This window comes from candidate division KSB1 bacterium, assembly GCA_022566355.1.
Classification (GTDB): domain Bacteria; phylum Zhuqueibacterota; class JdFR-76; order JdFR-76; family DREG01; genus JADFJB01.
The window spans coordinates 1-21,847 of the sequence record JADFJB010000035.1 but is presented as its reverse complement, the minus strand read 5'-3'; the positions used below and the strand labels follow the sequence as shown (position 1 = coordinate 21,847).

Sequence of the window (21,847 nt, the reverse complement as noted above, 5' to 3'; positions counted from 1 at the left end):
AAACAATTTATTTTAGAAATAATAATCAATCGTGATACTTTTAGTATAACTATTGTTTTAATTAAAATAGTGTTTGGAAGAATTAATAGTCAAAAATTGTTAAAATTCTGAAATTGACAAAAGTACTAACCAGGAGTGAAAGATGGCATTTATTAAAATAAAAAGTGGTTGGGAAATTCCCGAATGTGATGTCACCCCGGAGAGTGTTTACTCAAACAGAAGGCAATTCTTGAAACGGATGGGTGGTTTGGGGTTAGGCGCCTATGCGTTAGTGAATGGGTGCACTGGAAATCAAGCGCATGGACAAGATGCCTCGGTTTGGCGATCGATTCCCAAAGCCGAGGGCATATACCCGGTGCAAAGAAATACAAAATACATGGTAGACCGGGAAATCGCCCGCGAAGAGATACCGGCGTCCTATAATAATTTTTATGAATTTACGACTGATAAGGATCGCGTTTGGAAACTGGCAGAAAAATTCAAAACCAAACCCTGGCAAGTTGAAGTTTCAGGATTAGTCAATAAAGGGGGTACGTTCGATGTAGAGGATTTGCTAAAAACCATGCCATTTGAAGAGCGTGTTTATCGTCACCGCTGTGTTGAGGCATGGTCGATGGTTGTCCCCTGGACCGGGTTCCCATTAACAGCGCTGATCGATAAAGTTGAGCCGACTTCCAAGGCGAAATTTATCCGATTCGTTACCTTCAATAAACCGGATCAAGCCATTGGCCAGAAAACTCAATCCTGGTATCCCTGGCCGTATTATGAAGCCCTCACCATGGAAGAAGCGACGAATGAATTGACTATGCTGGTCACGGGAATTTACGGACATGCAATGCCCACCCAACACGGGGCACCGATTCGACTTGTCACACCCTGGAAATATGGTTACAAAAGCATAAAATCAATTGTGAAGATCGAATTCGTTAGAAAACAACCAGCTACGTTCTGGAATACGGTTGCACCCAGCGAATATGGTTTTACTTCGAATGTAAATCCAAAAATTCCTCATCCCCGTTGGTCTCAGGCTACTGAACGTGACATTAACACGGGTGAGAGAATTCCAACCAGGCCCTACAATGGCTATGAAGACTATGTTGGCCATTTGTATAAGGCATAAAAAACCTTCGCCTAAAACGGATAATTTGAACGAGTCTATAAAATCAGAAATTCGAAACCTGTTCCTGACAAGTTCAGGAATCCGAAGCAAATTCTAATGACTAATTTCCGAAATTATAACATAATTAAAGGTCCGTCATGGTAAGATTTGTAATCCGATTAGTACTTGTTGCCCTGATTTATTTTTCAGGCGCGAGCTTTTTACTCGCAGATGGTCTTCCATCTGATTTAAGTCAGCAAAGCGATGAGATATTCAAAGAATATGTTCGGGATGGATTGGTTGATTATCCGTCTCTCAAGAAAAATCGCGCCAAATTGGACAAAGTCATAAGGTACCTGGCAAAAATTGATTCACTGGAATTTTCCAGCAAGAATCAAGAGCTGGCTTTCTGGATAAATACATACAATATTCTTGTTTTACATTCAGTCGTAGAAGTCTACCCAATAAAGTCACCCATGGATGTATCGGGGTTTTTTGATCAACAAGTGCATTCGGTAGGAAATAAAAAACTGACCCTGAATGATATCGAAAATAAAATAATTCGACCAAAATTTAAAGATGCCAGGATCCATTTTGCCCTTGTATGTGCAGCAATGGGATGTCCGATTCTGATTGATAGCGCTTTTTTTGGTGAGACTTTGGATCAGCAGCTCAAGCAAAAATCCATGGAATCGTTAAATAATGAAAAGAATGTTCGAGTTGATAAAAAGTCAAAGAAAATTTTTGTGACCGAAATCTTCAAGTGGTACAAAGATGATTTTACAGAAGAGGGAAAAACGATTATCGATTTCATCAATAAATATCATGATGAGCAAATCCCTGATGATTTTTCAATCAATTTCATTCAATACGATTGGACGTTGAATGTGGTTAAAAGCAAAAGTTAAGGAAGTATCCGGGATCGTTGAAAATCATTAAGACAATCCATGAAATGCAGTGGGTTGCAGAACAAAGCCGCCTTGCAAGAAAACGCATTGGTTTCGTTCCCACAATGGGATTTTTGCATGAAGGGCACCTTTCCTTATTGGATCTGTCCCGGCAAAATTCAGACCTGACCGTAATGAGCATTTTTGTTAATCCGACCCAATTTGATCCGAATGAGGATTTTGATGCTTATCCCCGGGATTTCGTACAGGATGAAACCCTGGCAAAGGAGCGGGGCTGCGACATCCTTTTTTATCCAAATGAACATGAGATTTATTCGGACCCTTATCGTACTTACGTATCTGTGAAACAGATTACAGAGCTGATGTGTGGCGCATCGCGGCCGGTTTATTTTCGTGGAGTAACGACAATCGTAGCAAAGTTATTTAACATCGTAAAACCACATTTTGCCGTATTTGGGCAAAAAGACGCCCAGCAATGTTTTGTGATTAAGCAAATGGTTCGGGATCTCAATTTTGACATTGAAATTATTATTGGCCCGATTATCCGCGAAGAGGATGGTTTGGCGATGAGTTCACGAAATATTTATCTTTCTGCATCTGAGAGAAAGGATGCGCTCATTTTGAACCAATTTCTAAATCGAGCCAGAGAACTCATCGAATCAGGCGAGAGAGGAGCAGTAATGATAAAGTCCACTTTAGAGAAGATGATCGAATCGGTTTCATCAGCCAAAATTGATTATATTGAAATCGTTGAAACGACTCAGCTTAAACCTGTTGCTATTCTACAGGGTGAGATATTAATTGCTATTGCCGTATGGATCGGAAAAACCAGGTTGATCGATAATTTGATGATAACGCTGTAGGAATTTTATTGGAAAAGATAAGCAAAATGTAATCCTCTTGACAAATCAGAAAAATACCCTATATTATTAACCGTCATTGCGGGGTGGAGCAGTTGGTAGCTCGTTGGGCTCATAACCCAAAGGTCGTAGGTTCGAATCCTACCCCCGCTACTAAGGTAAGTTCAATAAAAACAGTATGCAAGGTTCGTCGTAAGGCGAGCCTTTTTTACTAGGGTGAGGGACAAATATGGACATATTGGGACATTTAGTGCACACGATTCTACTTACACTTTTTATATACCTATTCTTAGAACTTTTCTTACCACTAGTTTTCAACTAATTTCCAAGAAAATCATTGATTTTTGACTTATCAACTAGTAATATGCAATATCGTAGTTCCAGAAAATATCTCCTGAATAAAATCAAAAACTATCTTGTGATAAACATATCATGATCGGTAAAACAATTTCACATTACAAAATCCTTGAAAAACTCAGTGAAGACGGGAACCTGTCCCGACATTATTTCTTGAGGAAGCCCAACTATGATTGGACAAAAAATTCTCCATTACAAAATCCTACAGAAGTTAGGCGAAGGCGGGATGGGTGTCGTCTATAAAGCCGAAGACACCAAACTCGACCGATTCGTCGCCTTGAAGTTCCTGCCCCCGTTGGGGGGATAAACTCTATCCGCCTGATATTTTATTGAAAAAGTCTCTGAAAATCGGTAGTGTTTGATTTTTTGGGAGACATTATGTTTTCATTTCTTACTTTTGTTTGAAGAATTCAATCAAAACCAATATTACTTGGATTGAATTTCGAATATTATCGAACGCCAGCTTGACGGATGAATTAAATCAACCCCACGGGAAGAACTTATCCATATTCACGAATCAAAACACCTTGACTACATAGATATAATTGATTAGTTTAGCATTATTTCCATCGATATTTTCAGCTTTGGTAATCCCAATAGGAATGAACAATGATTGGTCAAACAATATCCCATTATAAAATCCTCTCCAAACTCGGCGAAGGTGGAATGGGTGTTGTTTACAAAGCCGAGGACACCGAACTTAAACGCGAAGTAGCAATCAAATTCCTGCCACAACATATAGCAAAGCATGGTGAGGAAAGAAAACGTTTCAGAGTTGAAGCGCAAGCTGCTGCTCGCCTGAACCATTCCAGCATCGCTACAATTCATAGTATTGAAGAAGTCGATGATGAGATGTTCATCGTTATGGAATACATCAAGGGTAAGGAATTAAAGGATAAAATTGAAGCTGGCCTCCTGCCAATTGATGAAGCCCTTAATCTTGTCACCGAAATAGCAAGAGGTTTGCAGGTAGCACACGAAGGCGGCGTTGTTCATCGTGACATCAAGTCAGCCAATATAATGCTGACCGATCGGGGTGAAGTCAAGATCATGGACTTCGGGTTGGCAAAGTTAGGTAGTCAGACAAAGCTCACGAAAGCCGGAACAACCCTGGGAACAGCCTCATATATGTCACCTGAACAGACCAGGGGCGAAGAGGTTGACAATCGGACGGATATATTTTCATTAGGAGTTTTGATCTATGAAATGTTGACAGGTCAATACCCTTTCAAAGGTGACTATGAACAAGCCATCACCTATTCCATTCTGAATGAGGAACCTGAACCAGTCACAGGTTTGCGCACCGGTATTCCTATGGAACTTGAACGGATCATCAACAAATGCCTCAAAAAGGATGTTTCAGGTCGCTATCAACAGGCTGCCGAGCTAATTGCAGACTTAAGCGAATTAAAGAAGGAATCAGAGACAAAAGAAATACTTTCGAAGACGGGTATGACGCAATCTAAACCCGTGCAAAAAGCTCCACAACAAAACCGGTTTAATAAATCTTTTGCCTACTATGGCCTTGCAATCCTTGCTGTGTTGGTAACCGCGGCCGGGCTCATCTATTTCCTCACCCGCAGCCAGCCAATCGATTCCATCGCAGTGCTTCCATTCGTCAACTCAAACAACGATCCCGACATCGAATATCTGAGCGACGGCATCACCGAAACCCTCATCACTAAACTTTCCCAACTGCCGGAGCTACGGGTAATGGCTCGCAACACCGTTTTTCGTTTCAAAGGAAAAGATATGACGGCACAGCAGGTGGGAGAGGAGCTAAACGTGCGAGCTGTATTGACGGGAGCGATAGTTCAACGAGGGAATGCTCTACGTCTCAACGCCGAATTGGTTGATGTCTCGGACGGAGCGCAGATTTGGGGTGAGCAATATAATCGCACGATGGATGATATTTTTGCAGTTCAGGATGCCATTTCCGAGCAAATTTCAACCAGCTTACGGTTGAAACTGAGCAGCGATGACAAGAGCAGATTGGTCAAACGGCATACCGAAGATAGGGAAGCGTATCAACTCTACTTAAAAGGCCGTTTTTATTGGAATCAGCGGACAGGCGAGGCACTGAAAACAGCTTTGGGGTATTTTCAACAAGCGATAGATAGAGACCCAAACTATGCCGCCGCTTATGCGGGTTTGGCCGACTGTTATGGTTTATTCCCATATTACACTGTTTTGCCCGCCATAGAAGCCATCCCAAAAGCAAAATCAGCTGCATTAAAAGCCCTTCAGATAGATGAGCAACTGGCGGAAGCGCATACCTCGTTAGCCTCAGCATATCAAATTGAGTGGGAATGGGAACTCTCTGATAAAAGTTTTAGGCGCGCTATTGAATTGAATCCCAATTATGCAACCGCCCATCACTGGTATGGCCTAGGATTGTATTACCGTGGCCGTTTTGAGGAAGGGTTTGCCGAGCTCAAGCAGGCGTTGACTGTCGACCCGCATTCACTTATTATCAACGCGACTTTTGGCTATGCCTACATTGCGGCCAGACGGTATGATCTCGCCCTGGAGCATCTACAAAAAACACTAAGTATGGATCAAGATTTTTATTTGACCCATTATTGGATCGGTAAAGCTTATGTATTAAAAAACCAGACCGCTAAAGGCATTGAGTACATGAAAGAAGCGCTACGACTCAGTGATAGTCCAGATGTATTAGCAGGGCTCGGTTATACTTATGGGATTTCAGGAAATATTGAGGAAGCCGAGAAAACGCTGGTTGAAATGGATAAACTCTCATCAAAACGTGTTGTTTCTCCTTACCATGTGGCAATGATTTATGCAGGATTAGGAGAAAAAGAAAAAGCGCTGGAATTGTTGAAACTATCTCTTGAGCAAAGATCGGTGTGGCTGACTTACATTAAGGTTGATCCATTTTGGGATAATCTTCGTTCCGATCCGAGATTTATTGAACTGGTGAAAAAAGTAGGGTTGGATAAGTGATCGGCAAAACCATCCCGCCCAGGCGGGACAAAATCCTCTCCAAACTCGGCGAAGGTGGAATGGGTGTTGTTTACAAAGCCGAGGATACTGAACTAGAACGGGAGTTAAAATTTCTCTTGCCAATTAAAATCTTATAACTTTGGGATGTTGTCAAGAAACCATAGAATTACTTGTTAGCAATTTTAGATGTATATGGATATTTATTAACAATAAATCTTTCAATTAATTAAGGAGAACGTTATGTCACTTAGAATCAACGACGAAGCGCCTAACTTCACAGCCCAAACTACCCACGGGGAAATCAATTTCCATGAGTGGTTAGGTGATAGCTGGGGAGTTTTATTTTCACATCCTAAAGATTTCACGCCCGTCTGTACCACCGAATTAGGTTATATGGCTGGCTTGGAGCCCGAATTCAAAAAGAGGAATTGTAAAGTTATTGGTTTAAGTGTTGACCCAGTAGAAGACCATATTGAATGGGCTAAAGATATAGAAGAAACTCAAGGGCATGCTGTTAATTATCCAATGATAGGTGATAGTGATTTAGCTGTTGCAAAATTATATAACATGCTACCTGCTGAAGAAGAAGGTACCTCAGAAGGACGCACAGCCATGACAAACGCGACAGTTCGATCAGTATTTATTATTAACCCAGATAAAAAGATTGAATTAATGTTAACCTATCCAATGACGACAGGCCGTAATTTCGATGAGATTTTACGAGTCATCGATTCTATGCAGTTACGAGTAAAACACAAAGTAGCTACCCCTGTAAATTGGAAAGATGGTGACGATGTAATCATCGTACCCTCTGTTTCAAATGAAGAAGCTGAAACAATGTTTCCAGATGGTTGGAAAACAGTAAAACCTTACTTGAGAACTGTGAAGCAACCAAAGTGAATAATGGCTAAAAAATCAAAGCAGCCGACCGCTAACGTGGTGGCTGATTTAGGCGTTAAATTGCTTTGAAAACATATATTGTAAGTAATGTAAAAAGAATTTCGGCGCAGGTGACTTACCCCGTTACGGCGAAAAGAAGTCCTATCTCATATCGAGAAATTGGTTAGCGTAATCTTAGTAAATGTAAGGAACTAATCATTCACAACCTGGACCCTTAACCTCCTTTGACGCGATATCTGTCGGAAGAAGGCAAGCGGCAAATCCATCCGGATTATTTTTGTGTTGATTCAGGAGGTCTTGAAGTTGAGTAAGCACTTTCTCCTTTGTGGAAAGACCATACCGATAGATATCCATAGGACCGACAAGTTGCAGGTAATAGTGATTGCCGGCATCATATTCGGTGGAACAGGCACTTGGCTTGCTGGCAATTCGTAACAATCCCCCAAAAGTTTCGGCATATTCCGCTAGCAATGATTCGTTATGTAGATCAGCTGGTATTTCCGGGAACCTGGTAATAAATTCTTGAATAGTCATATTAATTTTCCTCGTCTACAAAGTCGGTATTCCAAAAAAGAAGTATAACTTTTCGGTTATTCCATGTTCAATTGAAATCCGGAGTATTATACAATTTATCCGTTTTTGCGGCCATGATAAAATCGTTCCTATGCAGTCCTTTTATCTTGTGCGTCCACCAGGTTATTGTCACTTTACCCCACTCTGTCAAGAGCGCGGGATGATGGCCCTCCTCCTCTGCCAGATCGCCAACCTTATTCGTAAATAATAAAGCTTGCAAGAAATTGTCGAATTTAAACATCCTCTCCAGTCGTTTGATATTGTCGCGATCCACGATCTCCCACTTGGGTACTAATGGGTGAATCTCAGCAATCTCTTCTTCTGTGACTGTAGGAGCACCCTTTTGGCAGGCTACACATTTCATTTGAACAAGATCCTGCATTTTCTACCTCATCTAATAGCTGTTCGCTTCTCACCGAATGATTGTCTGATTAATCTCAATCCAGGCTTGGTTTCTAGAATATCTATCACCACTAACACTTGAAATCCAATTTTTTATAAACTATTATTTATATCGGACTATTTTAGTCGTATATATCTAATATATATTTTAACGATTGTCAAACTAATTTGGAGGACCATTGACATACATCATAATTGAACCTTGTATTGGAACATGTGACACTTCTTGTGTTGATGTCTGCCCCGTCGACTGCATTTATCCACAGGAGGGCTATACATTGAGCGATGATGACAAAAAGCGTATGCTGAAGGATGGCGAAATGCTCTATATCCATCCGGAGGAATGCATAGACTGTGGTGCTTGTGAGCCAGAATGCCCCGTTGAAGCGATCTTTCCTGAAGAGGATGTTCCCGAAGATCAAGAAAAATACATCGCAATTAACTATACCAGATTTGGATTCGACGCACCGTCATAAAAATGCCAATTAAGCTTTTTCACAAACTTTCTTCAAAAAAATAAAAAACAGCTTCAAAAATCATTTAGCTTAGTTAAATGGTATGACGAGCCCTATATAGTTTTTGAGAGAATGTTAGTGAGCTTTCTGATGATCAGAAAAATTGTTTGTTTCTTTAAGCGTAGGATGCAATGAGCATATTAGATTTAATAGGGAATACTCCGATGATTCCTATCACTATTTTTTCCGAACGTTATCCAAATGCAAAAATATTTGGCAAAGCGGAGTTTATGAATCCCGGAGGTTCGTTGAAAGATCGGCCAATAGCAAGAATGCTATCCCAGGCAGTAGCACGCGGTCAGTTGAAGGGTAACAAGATTATTCTTGATTCTAGCTCAGGTAATGCCGGGATTGCATATGCTATATTCGGTCAGGCTCTTGGATATAATGTTGAACTGGTCATTCCTGGAAATGCAACTGTGGAACGATTAGCACGCATCAAAGCCCATGGCGCCAGTGTGGTTACTACAGATCCATTGGAAGGATATGATGAAGCGATCAGGGAAGTACGACGCAGGTATGAAAAAACACCCGATAAATATTACCTGGCAAATCAATATAGCAATGATGATAATTGGTTGGCCCATTACGAATCTACTGCTGAAGAAATCTTGAATCAAGTTCCGGATATAACTCACTTTGTTGGTGGTATTGGTACCGGTGGATCTATTACCGGTATTGGCAGGCGATTGCATGAGTACAATAAAAATCTCTCCATCCTTAGTGTAAAGCCGGAGAGATTTCCAGGAATCGAAGGATTAAAACCCATAGGTGAACCGGAGGATATCGTTCCGGATATTCTGGATCAAACAATTATTAGCCAATTTGTTCCAGTAACATCAAATGAAGCCCGGAAATATTGCCATAGACTTGCCCTGGTTGGTTTGTTTGTAGGTCAATCTTCCGGTGCCTATATGGCTGCTGTAGAAAAGGTGTTGACAAAGGAACCAAAAGCCTGTGTAGTAACGCTCCTTAACGATACTGGGGAGCGTTATTTTTCAACTGGACTATGGGAGGCTAATTGATGTCAGAAAAGGTATCAACACATAGTGAGGTCATGGAAAAGGTGATCGATCATGCTATTTCGATCTATCCGGAGGAATGCTGTGGCTTCCTTTATGGAAACGATATCGATGGAATTGTTGAGGTGAGAATGGCAAAATCCATGCATAATGAAAGAACAGACAAGCGTAACCGCCGATTCCTTATTAACCCAGAGCAATATCTTGAGGCAGAAAAATTTGCAGATAAGTCTGGTTTTCAGCTCGTAGGAGTCTATCACTCCCATCCCGATCACCAAGCTGTCCCATCACAATACGATTTGGAAATGGCTTTCCCGAGTTTCCTTTATTTGATTGTTAGCGTCAATCAAGAATCTACTACAGATACACGATGGTGGGAACTTTCCCAAGATCGAACTCAATTCATTGAAGTAAAATTCATCAATACAAAAGTGAAGGAGAACAAAAGATGAAAGTTACCGTGAGAATTCCGGCTCCTCTACGCCGATTTACGGACAATCATCCCGCCGTAATTGTTTCAGCAGATACTGTCAAAGGAGCGTTGAAAGAGGTTGATTCCCAGTATCAGGATCTCGCCGCCCATCTTTACGGTGATGAGGGTAAGCTTAGGAATTTCGTCAATGTCTATGTAAGGGGAGTGGATATCCGATATTTGGAAGGTATGGAGACACGGCTGGAAGAAAATGATGAAGTAATGATCATCCCGTCCATTGCTGGTGGAAAAGAGAACAATTCTGTGTTTGAACAAGATGACTATATTCGTTATAGCCGCCATTTCTCATTGCCGGAGATTGGATTGGAAGGCCAGCATAAATTAAAGGATTCTTCGGTGCTGATTATTGGAGTAGGTGGCCTTGGAAGTCCCATTTCTATCTATCTTGCGGCGGCTGGTGTTGGACATATAGGCCTGGTGGACTTTGATGTCGTTGACCTGTCTAATCTACATCGGCAGATTCTTTATTCATCGCAAGATGTGAACCAGCCAAAGTTAAAAATTGCAAAAGAGCGACTAGAGAGTATAAGTCCAAAAACCAAAGTGACCACATTTGAAGAACCTCTCACTTCAAGCAATGCTATGAGAATTTTTGAGGACTACGATATTATCATTGATGGTACGGATAATTTCCCAACTCGCTATCTGGTTAACGATGTATGTGTTTTCCAGGGGAAACCGAATATATATGGTTCCATTTTCCGTTTCGACGGTCAGATTTCTATCTTTTATGCCAAGGAAGGCCCGTGTTATCGTTGCTTGTATTCCGAACCACCTCCGCCAGGTTTGGTGCCATCATGTGCCGAAGGAGGTGTGCTTGGCGTACTACCCGGTATCGTGGGCTGCTTGCAGGCAACAGAAGCCATCAAGTGGATTATTGGTGCAGGACAATCTCTTATTGGTCGATTGCTCCTATTTGATGCACTCTCCATGACTTTCAGGGAAGTTAAGCTGCAGAAGGATCCAGACTGCTTGGTTTGTGGCGAACATCCTACAGTTACGGAACCCATCGATTATGAAGGATTTTGTGGGGTATCCGGCACGCAAGAAACGATAGCCGTGCCTGAGATTTATGTTCAAGAAGTAAAACAGAAACTCGACCAGGAAGAGGACTTTTTGATTTTGGACGTTCGTGAGCCCTGGGAGCGAGATATAGCTCAAATCAGTGAAACCCTTTTTATTCCCATGAATTCAGTCCATTCACGTTTGGAAGAGCTGGATCCTTCTAAAGAAATCGTAATTCATTGTCGCACTGGACAACGTTCTGCCGCTGTAACCCAATACCTAATCAAACAGGGCTACCCCAGAGTAAAGAATATGGTGGGCGGTATTAAAGCATGGACAATAGAAGTAGACACAAGTTTAAACATGTACTAGGCGAAAGACTCAAGTTATTGGTTATTGTGTGGTTTATACCAATCGTTGTAAACATAAATGTTCAAATACAAACTTGACATTCTCAACGATGGTCGTGTCCATAAGTTCAGCATCACTCATAACACAAAGCCGCTTTGTTATGTCGACGCTTTGGATTTGTGGCAGCACGATGAATCGTTTCGATCGTTTTTTATTTCACTATTAACTGAAATCCCCTTTTCGGCTTATCGCTGGGAGTCTCCGCCTGTCACTTCCAGCACGGTAAACCGGGCATTCGAATTCGTGCTCCTTGACAGTCCTTCACTAATACGACCTCCGGATACGAAGACATTCGAAAGTTATTTCACCACCGACGAACCGGGTGCAGGAATCGTTGTCTTCGAAAATTTGGGTAAAGACGCCGTGCTCGTGGTTCCGTCTCCGCGAACAGCCGATTCCGCATACGCCCATCTCGCGGCATTTACGCGAAACGGTCCCGATTCGCAGAATCACGCTTTGTGGCAGATCGTTGGTGAAACGATGCAAAAAAGAATATCGGCTCGGCCAATTTGGCTGAGCACTGCAGGTGGTGGCGTCTCATGGATACATGTAAGGTTAGATAGTTGGCCCAAATACTATGGATTTCACCCGTACACGGAATTCAGATAAAATTTTACTGCTAAACTGCAATAGGAATCCCTTTTAAAGATAACCGTTTTGAGAATAAAAATCATCAACCTGATGCATTTAGATATTGCATTTCTCATATAATCCTCACATATTTTCCAGTCTTATAATTTAATAAACTCATCTATTTATAAGGGAGTATTGTAAATCGTTTTTTGAAAAATCCGATCGATAGTTTTGTCTCCAATTCAACCATGAATTCGTCTTTTTAATGAACTTTATTAAATAATCTCAAATTACAATATAAGGAATAATATCATTAATCCATATCGCCATCATTTAGTTTTTATTAGACAACTACTGATTATTGTGCTCTTCGGCACAACTCAGTTAGTAAATGGACAAACCCAGCCGGCGAATCCTGATAGTGCGCTTCAAACCATTCTTAAACAATTAGAAGGCTCTCCCCTACCCCTTAATGAGGCTACTCGCCACGCTTTGGCTTATGCCACTTCCGTTCAAAAAGCGAACGCCGAATATCTTGCAGCACGTGGTACGGTTCGCAAAGAAAAGGGATTTTTTGACCCGGAATTGTTCTTTAACCTGAATTTCGAGGATCAGGAGCAGCCGACAGCTTCATTTTTTTCCGGGGCGCCAATCCTGTTCACCAAACAAATGAGCACACAAACCGGATTGCGGTGGGATTTGCCAATCGGTACAGAATTAGAGGCTTCTCTCAATTTGATCCGCTTAAAGAGCAATTCTTCTTTTGCTTTTTTGAATCCCCAATATACCACGTTTGGTAGTGTAAGGTTTCGGCAACCATTGTTGGGAGGATTTCACATATCCGCCCGAAATCAGCTTTCCCTGGCGGAACAAGAATTACAGGCTGCCGAGTCTCGCCGGGATCAGGAAGTACTTTCAATAAACGCCGAAGTTGAGCGGTCTTATTGGAATCTCTATGCTGCCGAACGCGATTATGCCGTACGGAAACTTACACTTGACCAGGGTGAAATTTTTCTCCGGGAAACAAAATTGCAAGCAGATGCCGGATTAATCGGACCAAACCAGGTTGCAAGTGCCAGAACATTTCTTGCAGAACAAAAATTACTTTTACTCGAACGTGAAGAACAGTTGGATCAACTTTCCGATCAACTCGCATCTTTGATTGGAGTAAGACCGGAAAATGGAATGACACGCTTCATCACTGTAGATGATCCGCCGAGTGAATTTCCATTAGTACAGGTGGATATATTGGTGCAACACGCATTACAAAATAATTCGGATCTGAAAGCGACACAGAAAGATGTGGAAGTGAGCCGGACTCGTGCAAAAGCAGCTGGTTGGGAAGCGTTGCCAAAAGTGGATCTGGTCGGTTCGTTAGGAGGAAATGGCCTGGCTGGAACTGCACAGGATGTTATCTTTGGGAATGACACCTTAAGATTGACCCGCAGCGGAGGTCTTGGTGAAGCCATAAGCCAGGTTAGAAAACGTGATTTTAAAACCTGGAGTATAGGCGTTGAGGTTAGCATACCTATCGGTTTTCGTAGTGGATTGGGTGAAAAAGACCGGTTACATGCAGAGGTAATTTTAGCTGAGCAACGACATATTGAACAGGCACGTGCCTTGGAAGAGCAAGTAAGAACAAGCCACAGGGAATTGTTCCACGGCCGACGCCGCCTTGATGCGGCTATAGAAGGTGTCGAAGCTGCCCAGGAACAGGTTCGTATCGGGTTAATCGAGTTTCGTAACGGTAGAACTACGGCATTTGAGTTGGTACGGCTGGGCGCTGATTTTGCTCTTGCTCAACAACGTTATTCAGAGGCTTTGGTTCGAACTGCGAAAGCAGCAGCCACCTTGAAAGAATTAACATCAGGTAAGTACCCCGGCGCTATCCGTGAATGATTTGTTTGAACGCGGATGACACGGATAATGCGGATGAACACAGATAAAACATGAATTTATTAAAAAAAATAAAACAAAAAAATCCGTGTTTTTATACCAAATTCGCGTTATATGCGTGCTGCATGCGGCAATTGAACGCGGATGACACCGATGAAACGGATATTCACAGATAAAACACAATTTCGTTAAAAAGCCTAAAACAAATAAATAAAATCTGTGTTAATCAGTCTAATTCCCCGTCATCCGTGTTCTTTCATACAAAACAACTAACAACTTCTAAAATGTCGAACGTAGATGACACTGATGATGCAAATGATTACAGAATCAAAAGAGCAAAATGTTACATAGAGAAATCACTGAAAAGATTATTTATGCTTTTTATAAGGTCAATAATGAACTTGGATATGGTTTCTTGGAAAAAGTCTATGAAAATGCAATGGCAATTGAGTTACGAAAAATAGGCTTGAAAGTAATTCAACAAAAACAAATCGTAGTTCGTTATAATGATCAAATAGTAGGCAAATATGAAGCAGATTTAATAATGAGTGATATGGTTATAGTAGAGACCAAAGCTAAAGAGAGCTTACGTGAAGAGCATGAAGCTCAACTTATTAACTATGAAACGGATTTCTACTTATGGGTTTGAACGCAGATAACACAGATGACACGGATACTCACAAATAAAACAAAATTTATTAAAAAACATAAAATAAAAGAATCTGTGTTAATCTGTCTAATCCGCGTCATCCGTGTTCTTAAGAAGGATCTCTCATTTATAAATGAAAGGCAAAATTTTACAATGAAAATAGTCTCTTTAAAAATATTTAGTTCAATAATTTACATCCTTATTCTTTTACTAATTTCCAGCTGCTCAAAACAAAATGCAGGCGGTGGTTTTTCCATGCCGCCAACGGCGGTGGAAATTGTCGAGGTGTCAGTTCAAAACGTCGCTGATAAATTTGAAGCGGTTGGCACAATTAAAGCCAATGAATCGATTACTGTTGTCGCCGAAATAGATGCTGCTGTAACGGGTCTCCCTTTCGTTGAAGGTGGTGAAATCAAGCGTGGAGAATTAATCGCACAATTAGACGACTCTCAGCTTTCCGCAGAAGTTGCCCGCGCCGAAGCATTGCGAGCTCAAAGACAGGCTTTTTATGACCGCATATTTGCTATTGTTGAACTAAAAGCAGGCGCTCCCCAGGACCTGGACGACGCGGCTGCAGCTTTGAAAGTCGCCGAAGCGAATCTCGCCCTGGCAAATGCGCGCTTTGCAAAAACCAAGGTCATAGCTCCATTCGACGGTATCATCGGGTCACGGCGTGTAAGTATTGGCGCGTTTTTGCGATCTGGTCAGGCAATCACCGATCTGGCCAATATTGATGCAATCCGGGTGAATTTTTCCGCTCCCGAACGATACATTTCTCTTCTGAGAAAAGGGGCCGCTGTTACGGTTTCAACAACTGCATATCCGGGTTACGAATTAAAAGGAACAATTATCGTGATCGAACCTATATTGGATTCTGCAACCAGAAGCGCCAGGATTATCGCCAGGGTGGAGAATCCTGGCCGGAAATTCCGGGCTGGAATGTCAGCCAACGTCTCAGTAATTCTTAGCGAACGATCCCAAGCCTTGACGATTCCAAATGAATCGGTATTTGCCAGCGGCAATGAAACTTTTGTCTTTGTAGTTCAGCCGGATAGCATAGTTGCACGTGTGTCCATTAAACTCGGAACAAGATCGGCCGAGGTGGTGGAAGTGCTACAAGGTTTGGAGCCGGGAATGAAAGTAGTACGAGCCGGCCATCAAAAACTTTTTGAAGGTGCAAAGGTGATGCCTGTTTCCAGTCAAGGTGCAACTCGTTCGAATGAAAGGTAAGAAACTTTGGTTGAATTGAACGCAGATGACACTGATAACACGGATAATCGCAGATAAAACATAAATTATTAAAAAACTTAAAACGAAAGAAACAAATTTAAAAAATCCGTGTTAATCCGTCTTATCAGTGTCATCCGTGTTCAAAAAGAAAACACGCTATTTAAAGGACCATCCACATGAAACTTAGCAGCATATCCATACACCGACCGGTATTTGCCACCGTCATGAGTTTAACGATTCTGCTTTTCGGCATCATTTCATTTAACCGGCTACCGGTACGCGAATACCCGGATATCGATCCACCGATTGTTTCTGTCGTCACCCTTTACCGGGGCGCCAGCCCGAGTGTGGTTGAGACAGAAATCACCAACGTGCTGGAAGAACAATTCGCCACCCTGGAAGGTGTTAAAACATTAACCTCCTCCAGCCAGGAACAGGGTTCGGTTATCACGATTGAATTCGAGCTAAACCGGGATGTGGACGAAGCGACCAATGATATTCGCGATCGAGTATCCAGGATACGCGGTGCGCTTCCCCGCGAAGTAGACGATCCTATCGTTTCTAAAGTGGATGTGAATGCCCAACCGATTGTCTGGTTGGCGCTGTTTAGTGAACGGCACAATGGCCTGGAATTAACCGACATTGGTGACCGTATTTTGAAAGAAAGAATTCAACGCTTGCCTGGTGTGGGTTCCGTGATTATCGGCGGTGAACGCCGCTATGCCATGCGCGTATGGCTCGATCCATTTCAGATGGCAGCGCACGGACTCACAACCCAGGATGTCGAATTAGCTATCCGTAGAGAAAATGCTGAAATACCCGGTGGCCGTGTAGAAGGCCTGCAACGGGAATTTGCAGTCCGAATCCGGGGAGAGCTAACCACGCCCGAGGAATTCGGTGCGATTATTATTTCCCAAAAAGAAACCGACCTGGTGCGCTTGCGTGATATTGCTGAAGTAACGGTTGGCGCACAGGATGAAAGAACAGTCGCCCGCTATAACGGAGAATCTGCAATTGGATTAGGTATCGTAAAACAGTCCAAAGCGAGCACAGTTGATGTTGCCGCCGAAATCCGCAAATCGCTGCCTGAACTAAGCGGACTATTGCCCCCGGGTATGAAATTAGACGTTGCTTACGACTCCTCGACTTTCATTAATGATTCGATTTTGGAAGTAAAGGAAACACTCTTCATTGCTATGTGTCTGGTGATTTTGGTAGTTTTGGCCTTCTTGAAGAGTTTTCGGGCCACATTGATACCCACCCTGGCGATCCCGATTTCGATTATCGGAGCTTTCGCCGTTGCTTATTTTGCAGGATTCACCATCAACATTCTAACCTTGCTAGCTCTCGTGTTGGCCATCGGTATTGTGGTCGACGATGCCATTGTGATGTTGGAAAATATCTATCGGCATATGGAAATGGGGAAAAACCGCTGGCAGGCCGCCCTCGATGGTAGTAAAGAAATTGGCTTCGCAATTGTTGCTACGACGATAGCCCTGGTCGCGGTGTTTGTTCCCCTGGCATTCATGACAGGATCGGTCGGACGTTTATTCAACGAGTTTGGCATTACCCTGGCGGTTGCTATCCTGATTTCCGGATTTGTCGCATTAACATTAACACCCATGCTGTGCTCCAAGTTTCTGAAACCACTGCATGGAACCAGCACCAATTGGTTTTCACGTTCATTTGATCATTTTTTCGATTCCCTGAACCGAATTTACAACCGTATTTTACAGGGCGCCCTGCACCACCGGTTATTGACAATTGTTGGCGGAATTCTGGCCATTGCTTTGAGTGTGGTTCTTTTGAGATTCATACCCACCGAGTTAGTGCCGGTGGAAGATCGTGGCATCGCTTTTGGTATTGTAATCGCCCCGGAAGGCGCAACGCTGGAATATACCGACCGCTATATGCGTGAGGTTGAAGCCATCTTACTGCCGCTGCCGGAGCGGCGTGCCTTGTTTACCGCTGTTGGATTGGGATTTGGCGGCCCCGGCCAGGTTACCAACGGCTTCCTTTTCCTGGCGTTAAAACCGCGCAGCGAAAGAAAGAAATCCCAACAACAAATCGTTCAAGAGCTTTTTCCTCAACTGATATCAATTCCCGGGGTAATGGCTTTCGTCATCAATCCTCCAAGTATCGGCGGCAGATTCAACTCAAACCCGGTGGAATATGTCCTCCAGGCGGATAGCTATGATGAGCTCAACCAAGCGGTAGGAATCATGATAGCCGAAGCATCACAATTAGGCTACCTGATCAATTTGGATAGCGATCTCCGTCTCAACAAACCCCAACTGGATATCAATGTGGATCGGGAACGCGCCGCAGACCTGGGAGTCTCTGTTACCGATATTGGTTCGACACTGGAGACCTTTCTGGGCGGTCGGGTGGTTACCAATTTTAAACGCGGCACCAAGCAATATGATGTGATTATCCAGATGAAGCCTTCGGCCCGTACTACACCGAATGCCATCCGGGAAATCTACATTCGTGGTGGCGGAGGATTGGTGCAACTGGCAAATGTTGTTCAGGTTAAAGAAACCGTTGCACCGAAAGCGTTAAACCATTACAACCGTATGCGTTCGGCAACGATCACTGCCGGCCTCATTCCTGGTATCAGCCTGGGGCAGGCTTTGGACGATCTGGACCGGATCGCACAAGAGAAATTGCCGGGCGGTATTAAACGCGAGTTTGCCGGGCAGTCATTGGAGTACCAGTCGGCGGGCGCCAGTCTCATTTTTATGTTCCTGTTCGCCGTTGTATTTATCTACCTGGTGCTTTCGGCTCAATTCGAAAGTTTTGTCCATCCGTTTACGATTTTACTTTCAGTGCCGCTGGCAGTCTTTGGCGCCATCCTGACGCTGTATATTTTCGGGCAAAGCCTGAATATTTATTCGCAGATCGGGTTGATCATGCTCATCGGCCTGGTGACCAAAAATTCGATTTTGATTGTGGAATTTTCCAATCAGTTGCGAGCGCGCGGGAAAGCAGTGATGGAAGCCGTGGTGGAAGCGGCAACCATTCGCCTGCGCCCGATCCTCATGACCTCATTCTCCACCATTCTGGGTGTAATGCCGATTGCCCTTGGCCTGGGTGCCGGCGCGGAATCCCGTCGTCCCCTTGGTCTAGCGGTTGTGGGTGGGTTGTTTTTCTCCACCTTCCTGACCCTGGTTTTGGTGCCGGTAGTCTATACCCTTCTGGCGCGTTTCACCAAAGCGGTTAGAGCCGGTGAGTACGTTCCCGAAACTGGCAAATCTAAAGAGGAATTGCCGCCAGGAACAAAGTTGGTGACCGAGGGTGGGCATGGATAAATCTGGCTATGGAAAATTACGTTACAGATTCGCATTTCTTAACTGCATAGATTGGGCTAAAGAATATTCACAACCTAGCCTCGGAAGTTTAGTTTAATAATATTTTTCTTGACTTTTTGAAATTTGCTATGTAATTTCGGATTATTCAAAAAATAGAATAATCCATTAGGGTAACCATGGGAAAGTTGGGACAAAAAATATACTAAATCCCGAAAACAAAAATTATGGATGAAATAAATCCCTGTTGTTATGCGACAGCATTATGCAACAATCGTTATTGGCATTATTACTCAAAATGAAAACACCTAGAATTATTAGTTAACTTTTAAATTATAGCAGGTTATACAATAAATGAAAGCAGTATCATAAGACATGGTGTGTTGCATAATACCGTAATTATGTGTCACATAATATTATGTTAGATTAAGAATAATAGAATACAATGAAGAAAAAGGAAGATGCTGACATTCTCAGTGATAAGTCAGGTTTGCTATTGATCTACATAGAAGTGAATAAGAATGCCAGGTATGTCGTTGATAAAATTTGGACCAATGCCAGGTTCTTCACAACGATTATTTCTGGAATGCTCACCGCAACCGGCGCAGGTATCGTGGCTATGCTAAGAGTGGAACCTATAAACTTTGGAGAATTGATAGCTAGAAATCTCTTAATCATAATCCCTGGTATGGTAATCGTAATCGCAATTATTGGTGTTAGAAACTTAGCTCGTGAATACTCGCGCTTTCTTGAATGAGTCGTTGTATTGAATAAACTTCAATACAAATTGGGTTTATATAAGGAAATGGAATGGCAACAATATACGACGGACAAATATTTATTACCGAAACAATTTATTGCCAAAAGTCATTCATCAAGTGAAGAGTTTGTCCAAGCCGGGCTAAAGAAAAAGGGTTCCCTCTATTATTACTTTAAGCTTCTGAATGGCACATATATATCCATAGCGATAATACTTATTATCGTGATTTTGTGGTTTAATCTAAAACCTCTGTTCTTTGAATGAGAAGGTATCAAGAATCGATACATCAGATATTGATAAGGTAACTCAACTGCTAAAAGGATGTCAGAGCATCCTTTTCGTGACTGGTGCTGGAATCTCAGCCGATTCAGGTCTCCCAACCTATCGCGGGATAGGTGGTTTGTATAATGTAGAAACAACAGAGGATGGGATGTCTATAGAAGTAGCACTGTCAGGATCGACAATGGAGAATACCCCGGAGCTCACTTGGAAATACCTAAAACAAATTGAACTGGCTTGTCGCGGCGCTAAATTCAATCGAGCTCACGAAGTCATTGCTGCGATGGAAGAGCGCTTCAAGAGGGTGTGGACTCTTACGCAAAATGTTGACGGATTCCATCAAGCGGCTGGATGCAATAATGTAATCGATATTCATGGAAACTTGCATCATCTGAAGTGTATGAGTTGTAACTATCGAGAAACCGTACCTGATTTTAGTCGGTTAAGTATTGTGCCTCAGTGTCCAAATTGCAATGCTGTTGTACGACCCGATGTCGTACTCTTTGGAGAAATCTTACCGGCAGAAAAGGTTAGATTGCTGCAGCATGAACTTGACCAAGGATTTGATTTGGTGTTCAGCATCGGCACAACTAGTTTATTTCCATACATAAATGAACCAATTTATCGCGCAAAAAATGCTGGATCACCAACGGTAGAAATTAACCCTGGAGTTACCGAAGTTTCTAATATAGTTGACGTAAAAATTCCTTTGAAAGCGGCTATGGCTTTGGACAATATTTGGAGGGCTTATCAAGAGTAAATAGAATATTCAAGGCTTTTCAACATTAAGATTTCTGTAATGAGATTTAGTCCGGTATATAACTTCAGTGTCAACCGGACTCGAAAGCTGTGGGATAAAATCAGAGTTTGGAGTTTTTACAAACACATTGTGAGTCAAAAACATTAGGTGCTCTAAAATTTTGCGCCGGTACACTTGTTGTTTAGCGCTTATTGTAAACACATTATTCGAAAGAAAGCATAATTTGGGAGACTCGAAACCAATGCCATCAGGATTAAAAAGACCGCGTTACCCAATGCCCGAATTTATCAGGACGGCTCTTATTGAGAATAACCTGATGGAAGCGTATCACAACCGCCCCGCATATCAGCAAAATGACTATATTGGCTGGATTACTCGCGCCAAGCCCGAGACAGTTCATCGCAGAATATGAATTCTAGTGAAAAAGTCCGTTTGACATTTAACGTTAAACGTTATATATTAATGATTCATGATTAGGTCGTTTAAGTGCAAAGAAACAGAAAAGATATTCCATCGACAGTTTGTCAAAAAGTTTCCCAACGACATTCAGCGCGTCGCATTGAGAAAACTAAGAATGTTGAATCGAGCTAAGACTTTGAGAGATTTACTTGTTCCACCTGGAAATCGATTTGAAGCACTAAAGGGTATTCGAAAAGGTCAACACAGTATCCGAATAAATAACCAATGGAGAATCTGTTTTGAATGGCATGAGAACGATGCTAAAAACGTAGAAATAGTTGATTATCATTAGGAGAGAACATGACTTCTAAAAAAATGACACCTTTACATCCAGGCGAAATCTTACAGGAAGAATTCTTAAAACCCATGAATCTTAGCCAAAATCGCCTCGCTCTTGATATCCGGGTTCCTGCGCGTAGAATCA

The 21,847-nt window shown here is 42.4% G+C and carries 23 protein-coding genes and 1 tRNA gene; 22 read left to right on the top strand and 2 right to left on the bottom strand.

Features of this window, described 5'->3' with window-relative positions:
* Positions 1–142 precede the first annotated feature (142 nt).
* The 8 genes from msrP (at position 143) to IIC38_08125 (ending at position 7,088) form a co-directional block, all read left to right on the top strand.
* The gene (gene msrP, locus IIC38_08160) at positions 143–1,120 is read left to right on the top strand and encodes a protein-methionine-sulfoxide reductase catalytic subunit MsrP (GenBank protein MCH8125918.1); all 978 of its coding nucleotides are present in this window, start codon (positions 143–145) and stop codon (positions 1,118–1,120) included.
* A 137-nt stretch (positions 1,121–1,257) separates the two neighbouring features.
* Positions 1,258–2,007 carry a DUF547 domain-containing protein gene (locus IIC38_08155; GenBank protein ID MCH8125917.1) on the top strand — a complete coding sequence of 250 codons (750 nt, stop codon included), beginning with the start codon at positions 1,258–1,260 and terminating at the stop codon, positions 2,005–2,007.
* A gap of 17 nt (positions 2,008–2,024) precedes the next feature.
* Entirely contained in the window at positions 2,025–2,870 is an 846-nt protein-coding gene (locus IIC38_08150) for a pantoate--beta-alanine ligase (GenBank protein MCH8125916.1), read from the top strand.
* 77 nt (positions 2,871–2,947) lie between these two features.
* Positions 2,948–3,020: transfer RNA gene (locus IIC38_08145), tRNA-Met, on the top strand.
* 373 nt (positions 3,021–3,393) lie between these two features.
* On the top strand, positions 3,394–3,531 hold the full coding sequence (locus IIC38_08140; protein ID MCH8125915.1) for a hypothetical protein: 138 nt from the start codon (positions 3,394–3,396) through the stop codon (positions 3,529–3,531).
* A gap of 302 nt (positions 3,532–3,833) precedes the next feature.
* Complete coding sequence (locus IIC38_08135; GenBank protein MCH8125914.1) at positions 3,834–6,188, top strand: protein kinase; 2,355 nt, start codon at positions 3,834–3,836, stop codon at positions 6,186–6,188.
* Positions 6,185–6,325 carry a hypothetical protein gene (locus IIC38_08130; GenBank protein ID MCH8125913.1) on the top strand — a complete coding sequence of 47 codons (141 nt, stop codon included), beginning with the start codon at positions 6,185–6,187 and terminating at the stop codon, positions 6,323–6,325. The genes IIC38_08135 and IIC38_08130 overlap by 4 nt, the downstream gene beginning before the upstream one ends.
* 103 nt (positions 6,326–6,428) lie before the next feature.
* Positions 6,429–7,088 (top strand): peroxiredoxin, encoded by a 660-nt coding sequence (locus IIC38_08125; GenBank protein MCH8125912.1) that lies wholly within the window; start codon positions 6,429–6,431, stop codon positions 7,086–7,088.
* A 195-nt stretch (positions 7,089–7,283) separates the two neighbouring features.
* On the opposite strand, the gene IIC38_08120 is transcribed toward IIC38_08125, so the two are convergent.
* Together IIC38_08120 and IIC38_08115 are read right to left on the bottom strand one after the other, a co-directional pair.
* Positions 7,284–7,622, bottom strand: a complete 339-nt coding sequence (locus IIC38_08120) for a hypothetical protein (GenBank protein MCH8125911.1) — start codon at positions 7,620–7,622, stop codon at positions 7,284–7,286.
* A gap of 67 nt (positions 7,623–7,689) precedes the next feature.
* Positions 7,690–8,043: a 4a-hydroxytetrahydrobiopterin dehydratase gene (locus IIC38_08115; GenBank protein MCH8125910.1), complete on the bottom strand. Its 354-nt coding sequence runs from the start codon at positions 8,041–8,043 to the stop codon at positions 7,690–7,692.
* 199 nt (positions 8,044–8,242) lie between these two features.
* Here IIC38_08115 and IIC38_08110 point away from each other — a divergent pair, with 199 nt between their 5' ends.
* The 14 genes from IIC38_08110 to IIC38_08045 all read left to right on the top strand — a co-directional run.
* Positions 8,243–8,539 (top strand): ferredoxin family protein, encoded by a 297-nt coding sequence (locus IIC38_08110; protein MCH8125909.1) that lies wholly within the window; start codon positions 8,243–8,245, stop codon positions 8,537–8,539.
* A 170-nt stretch (positions 8,540–8,709) separates the two neighbouring features.
* Positions 8,710–9,603: a PLP-dependent cysteine synthase family protein gene (locus IIC38_08105; GenBank protein ID MCH8125908.1), complete on the top strand. Its 894-nt coding sequence runs from the start codon at positions 8,710–8,712 to the stop codon at positions 9,601–9,603.
* On the top strand, positions 9,603–10,052 hold the full coding sequence (locus IIC38_08100) for a M67 family metallopeptidase (protein ID MCH8125907.1): 450 nt from the start codon (positions 9,603–9,605) through the stop codon (positions 10,050–10,052). The genes IIC38_08105 and IIC38_08100 overlap by 1 nt, the downstream gene beginning before the upstream one ends.
* Positions 10,049–11,470 carry a molybdopterin-synthase adenylyltransferase MoeB gene (moeB, locus tag IIC38_08095; GenBank protein MCH8125906.1) on the top strand — a complete coding sequence of 474 codons (1,422 nt, stop codon included), beginning with the start codon at positions 10,049–10,051 and terminating at the stop codon, positions 11,468–11,470. Before IIC38_08100 ends, moeB begins: the two co-directional genes overlap by 4 nt.
* 57 nt (positions 11,471–11,527) lie before the next feature.
* A complete protein-coding gene (locus IIC38_08090; GenBank protein MCH8125905.1) occupies positions 11,528–12,118 on the top strand; it encodes a hypothetical protein in 591 nt (196 codons plus the stop codon).
* Between the two features lie 327 nt (positions 12,119–12,445).
* Positions 12,446–13,981, top strand: a complete 1,536-nt coding sequence (locus tag IIC38_08085) for a TolC family protein (GenBank protein ID MCH8125904.1) — start codon at positions 12,446–12,448, stop codon at positions 13,979–13,981.
* Between the two features lie 337 nt (positions 13,982–14,318).
* Positions 14,319–14,627: a GxxExxY protein gene (locus tag IIC38_08080; GenBank protein ID MCH8125903.1), complete on the top strand. Its 309-nt coding sequence runs from the start codon at positions 14,319–14,321 to the stop codon at positions 14,625–14,627.
* 153 nt (positions 14,628–14,780) lie between these two features.
* Complete coding sequence (locus tag IIC38_08075; GenBank protein ID MCH8125902.1) at positions 14,781–15,857, top strand: efflux RND transporter periplasmic adaptor subunit; 1,077 nt, start codon at positions 14,781–14,783, stop codon at positions 15,855–15,857.
* Positions 15,858–16,033: 176 nt separating this feature from the next.
* Entirely contained in the window at positions 16,034–19,168 is a 3,135-nt protein-coding gene (locus IIC38_08070) for an efflux RND transporter permease subunit (GenBank protein MCH8125901.1), read from the top strand.
* A 442-nt stretch (positions 19,169–19,610) separates the two neighbouring features.
* Positions 19,611–19,922, top strand: coding sequence for a hypothetical protein (locus IIC38_08065; GenBank protein MCH8125900.1), 312 nt, complete (start codon positions 19,611–19,613; stop codon positions 19,920–19,922).
* A gap of 9 nt (positions 19,923–19,931) precedes the next feature.
* The gene (locus IIC38_08060) at positions 19,932–20,189 is read left to right on the top strand and encodes a hypothetical protein (GenBank protein ID MCH8125899.1); all 258 of its coding nucleotides are present in this window, start codon (positions 19,932–19,934) and stop codon (positions 20,187–20,189) included.
* 13 nt (positions 20,190–20,202) lie between these two features.
* On the top strand, positions 20,203–20,964 hold the full coding sequence (locus IIC38_08055) for an NAD-dependent protein deacylase (GenBank protein MCH8125898.1): 762 nt from the start codon (positions 20,203–20,205) through the stop codon (positions 20,962–20,964).
* Positions 20,965–21,433: 469 nt separating this feature from the next.
* Entirely contained in the window at positions 21,434–21,715 is a 282-nt protein-coding gene (locus tag IIC38_08050) for a type II toxin-antitoxin system RelE/ParE family toxin (protein ID MCH8125897.1), read from the top strand.
* A gap of 8 nt (positions 21,716–21,723) precedes the next feature.
* The coding region (locus tag IIC38_08045; protein MCH8125896.1) for an addiction module antidote protein, HigA family at positions 21,724–21,847 on the top strand (124 nt) is incomplete at its 3' end.

Coding starts and splice junctions, on each gene's coding strand:
- msrP (MCH8125918.1), top strand. CDS start 143: ATGGCATTTATTAAAATAAAAAGTGGTTGGGAAATTCCCGAATGTGAT.
- IIC38_08155 (MCH8125917.1), top strand. CDS start 1,258: ATGGTAAGATTTGTAATCCGATTAGTACTTGTTGCCCTGATTTATTTT.
- IIC38_08125 (MCH8125912.1), top strand. CDS start 6,429: ATGTCACTTAGAATCAACGACGAAGCGCCTAACTTCACAGCCCAAACT.
- IIC38_08075 (MCH8125902.1), top strand. CDS start 14,781: ATGAAAATAGTCTCTTTAAAAATATTTAGTTCAATAATTTACATCCTT.
- IIC38_08090 (MCH8125905.1), top strand. CDS start 11,528: ATGTTCAAATACAAACTTGACATTCTCAACGATGGTCGTGTCCATAAG.
- IIC38_08115 (MCH8125910.1), bottom strand. CDS start 8,043: ATGCAGGATCTTGTTCAAATGAAATGTGTAGCCTGCCAAAAGGGTGCT.
- IIC38_08120 (MCH8125911.1), bottom strand. CDS start 7,622: ATGACTATTCAAGAATTTATTACCAGGTTCCCGGAAATACCAGCTGAT.
- IIC38_08070 (MCH8125901.1), top strand. CDS start 16,034: ATGAAACTTAGCAGCATATCCATACACCGACCGGTATTTGCCACCGTC.
- IIC38_08080 (MCH8125903.1), top strand. CDS start 14,319: ATGTTACATAGAGAAATCACTGAAAAGATTATTTATGCTTTTTATAAG.
- IIC38_08135 (MCH8125914.1), top strand. CDS start 3,834: ATGATTGGTCAAACAATATCCCATTATAAAATCCTCTCCAAACTCGGC.
- moeB (MCH8125906.1), top strand. CDS start 10,049: ATGAAAGTTACCGTGAGAATTCCGGCTCCTCTACGCCGATTTACGGAC.
- IIC38_08100 (MCH8125907.1), top strand. CDS start 9,603: ATGTCAGAAAAGGTATCAACACATAGTGAGGTCATGGAAAAGGTGATC.
- IIC38_08105 (MCH8125908.1), top strand. CDS start 8,710: ATGAGCATATTAGATTTAATAGGGAATACTCCGATGATTCCTATCACT.
- IIC38_08050 (MCH8125897.1), top strand. CDS start 21,434: ATGATTAGGTCGTTTAAGTGCAAAGAAACAGAAAAGATATTCCATCGA.
- IIC38_08065 (MCH8125900.1), top strand. CDS start 19,611: ATGAAGAAAAAGGAAGATGCTGACATTCTCAGTGATAAGTCAGGTTTG.
- IIC38_08140 (MCH8125915.1), top strand. CDS start 3,394: ATGATTGGACAAAAAATTCTCCATTACAAAATCCTACAGAAGTTAGGC.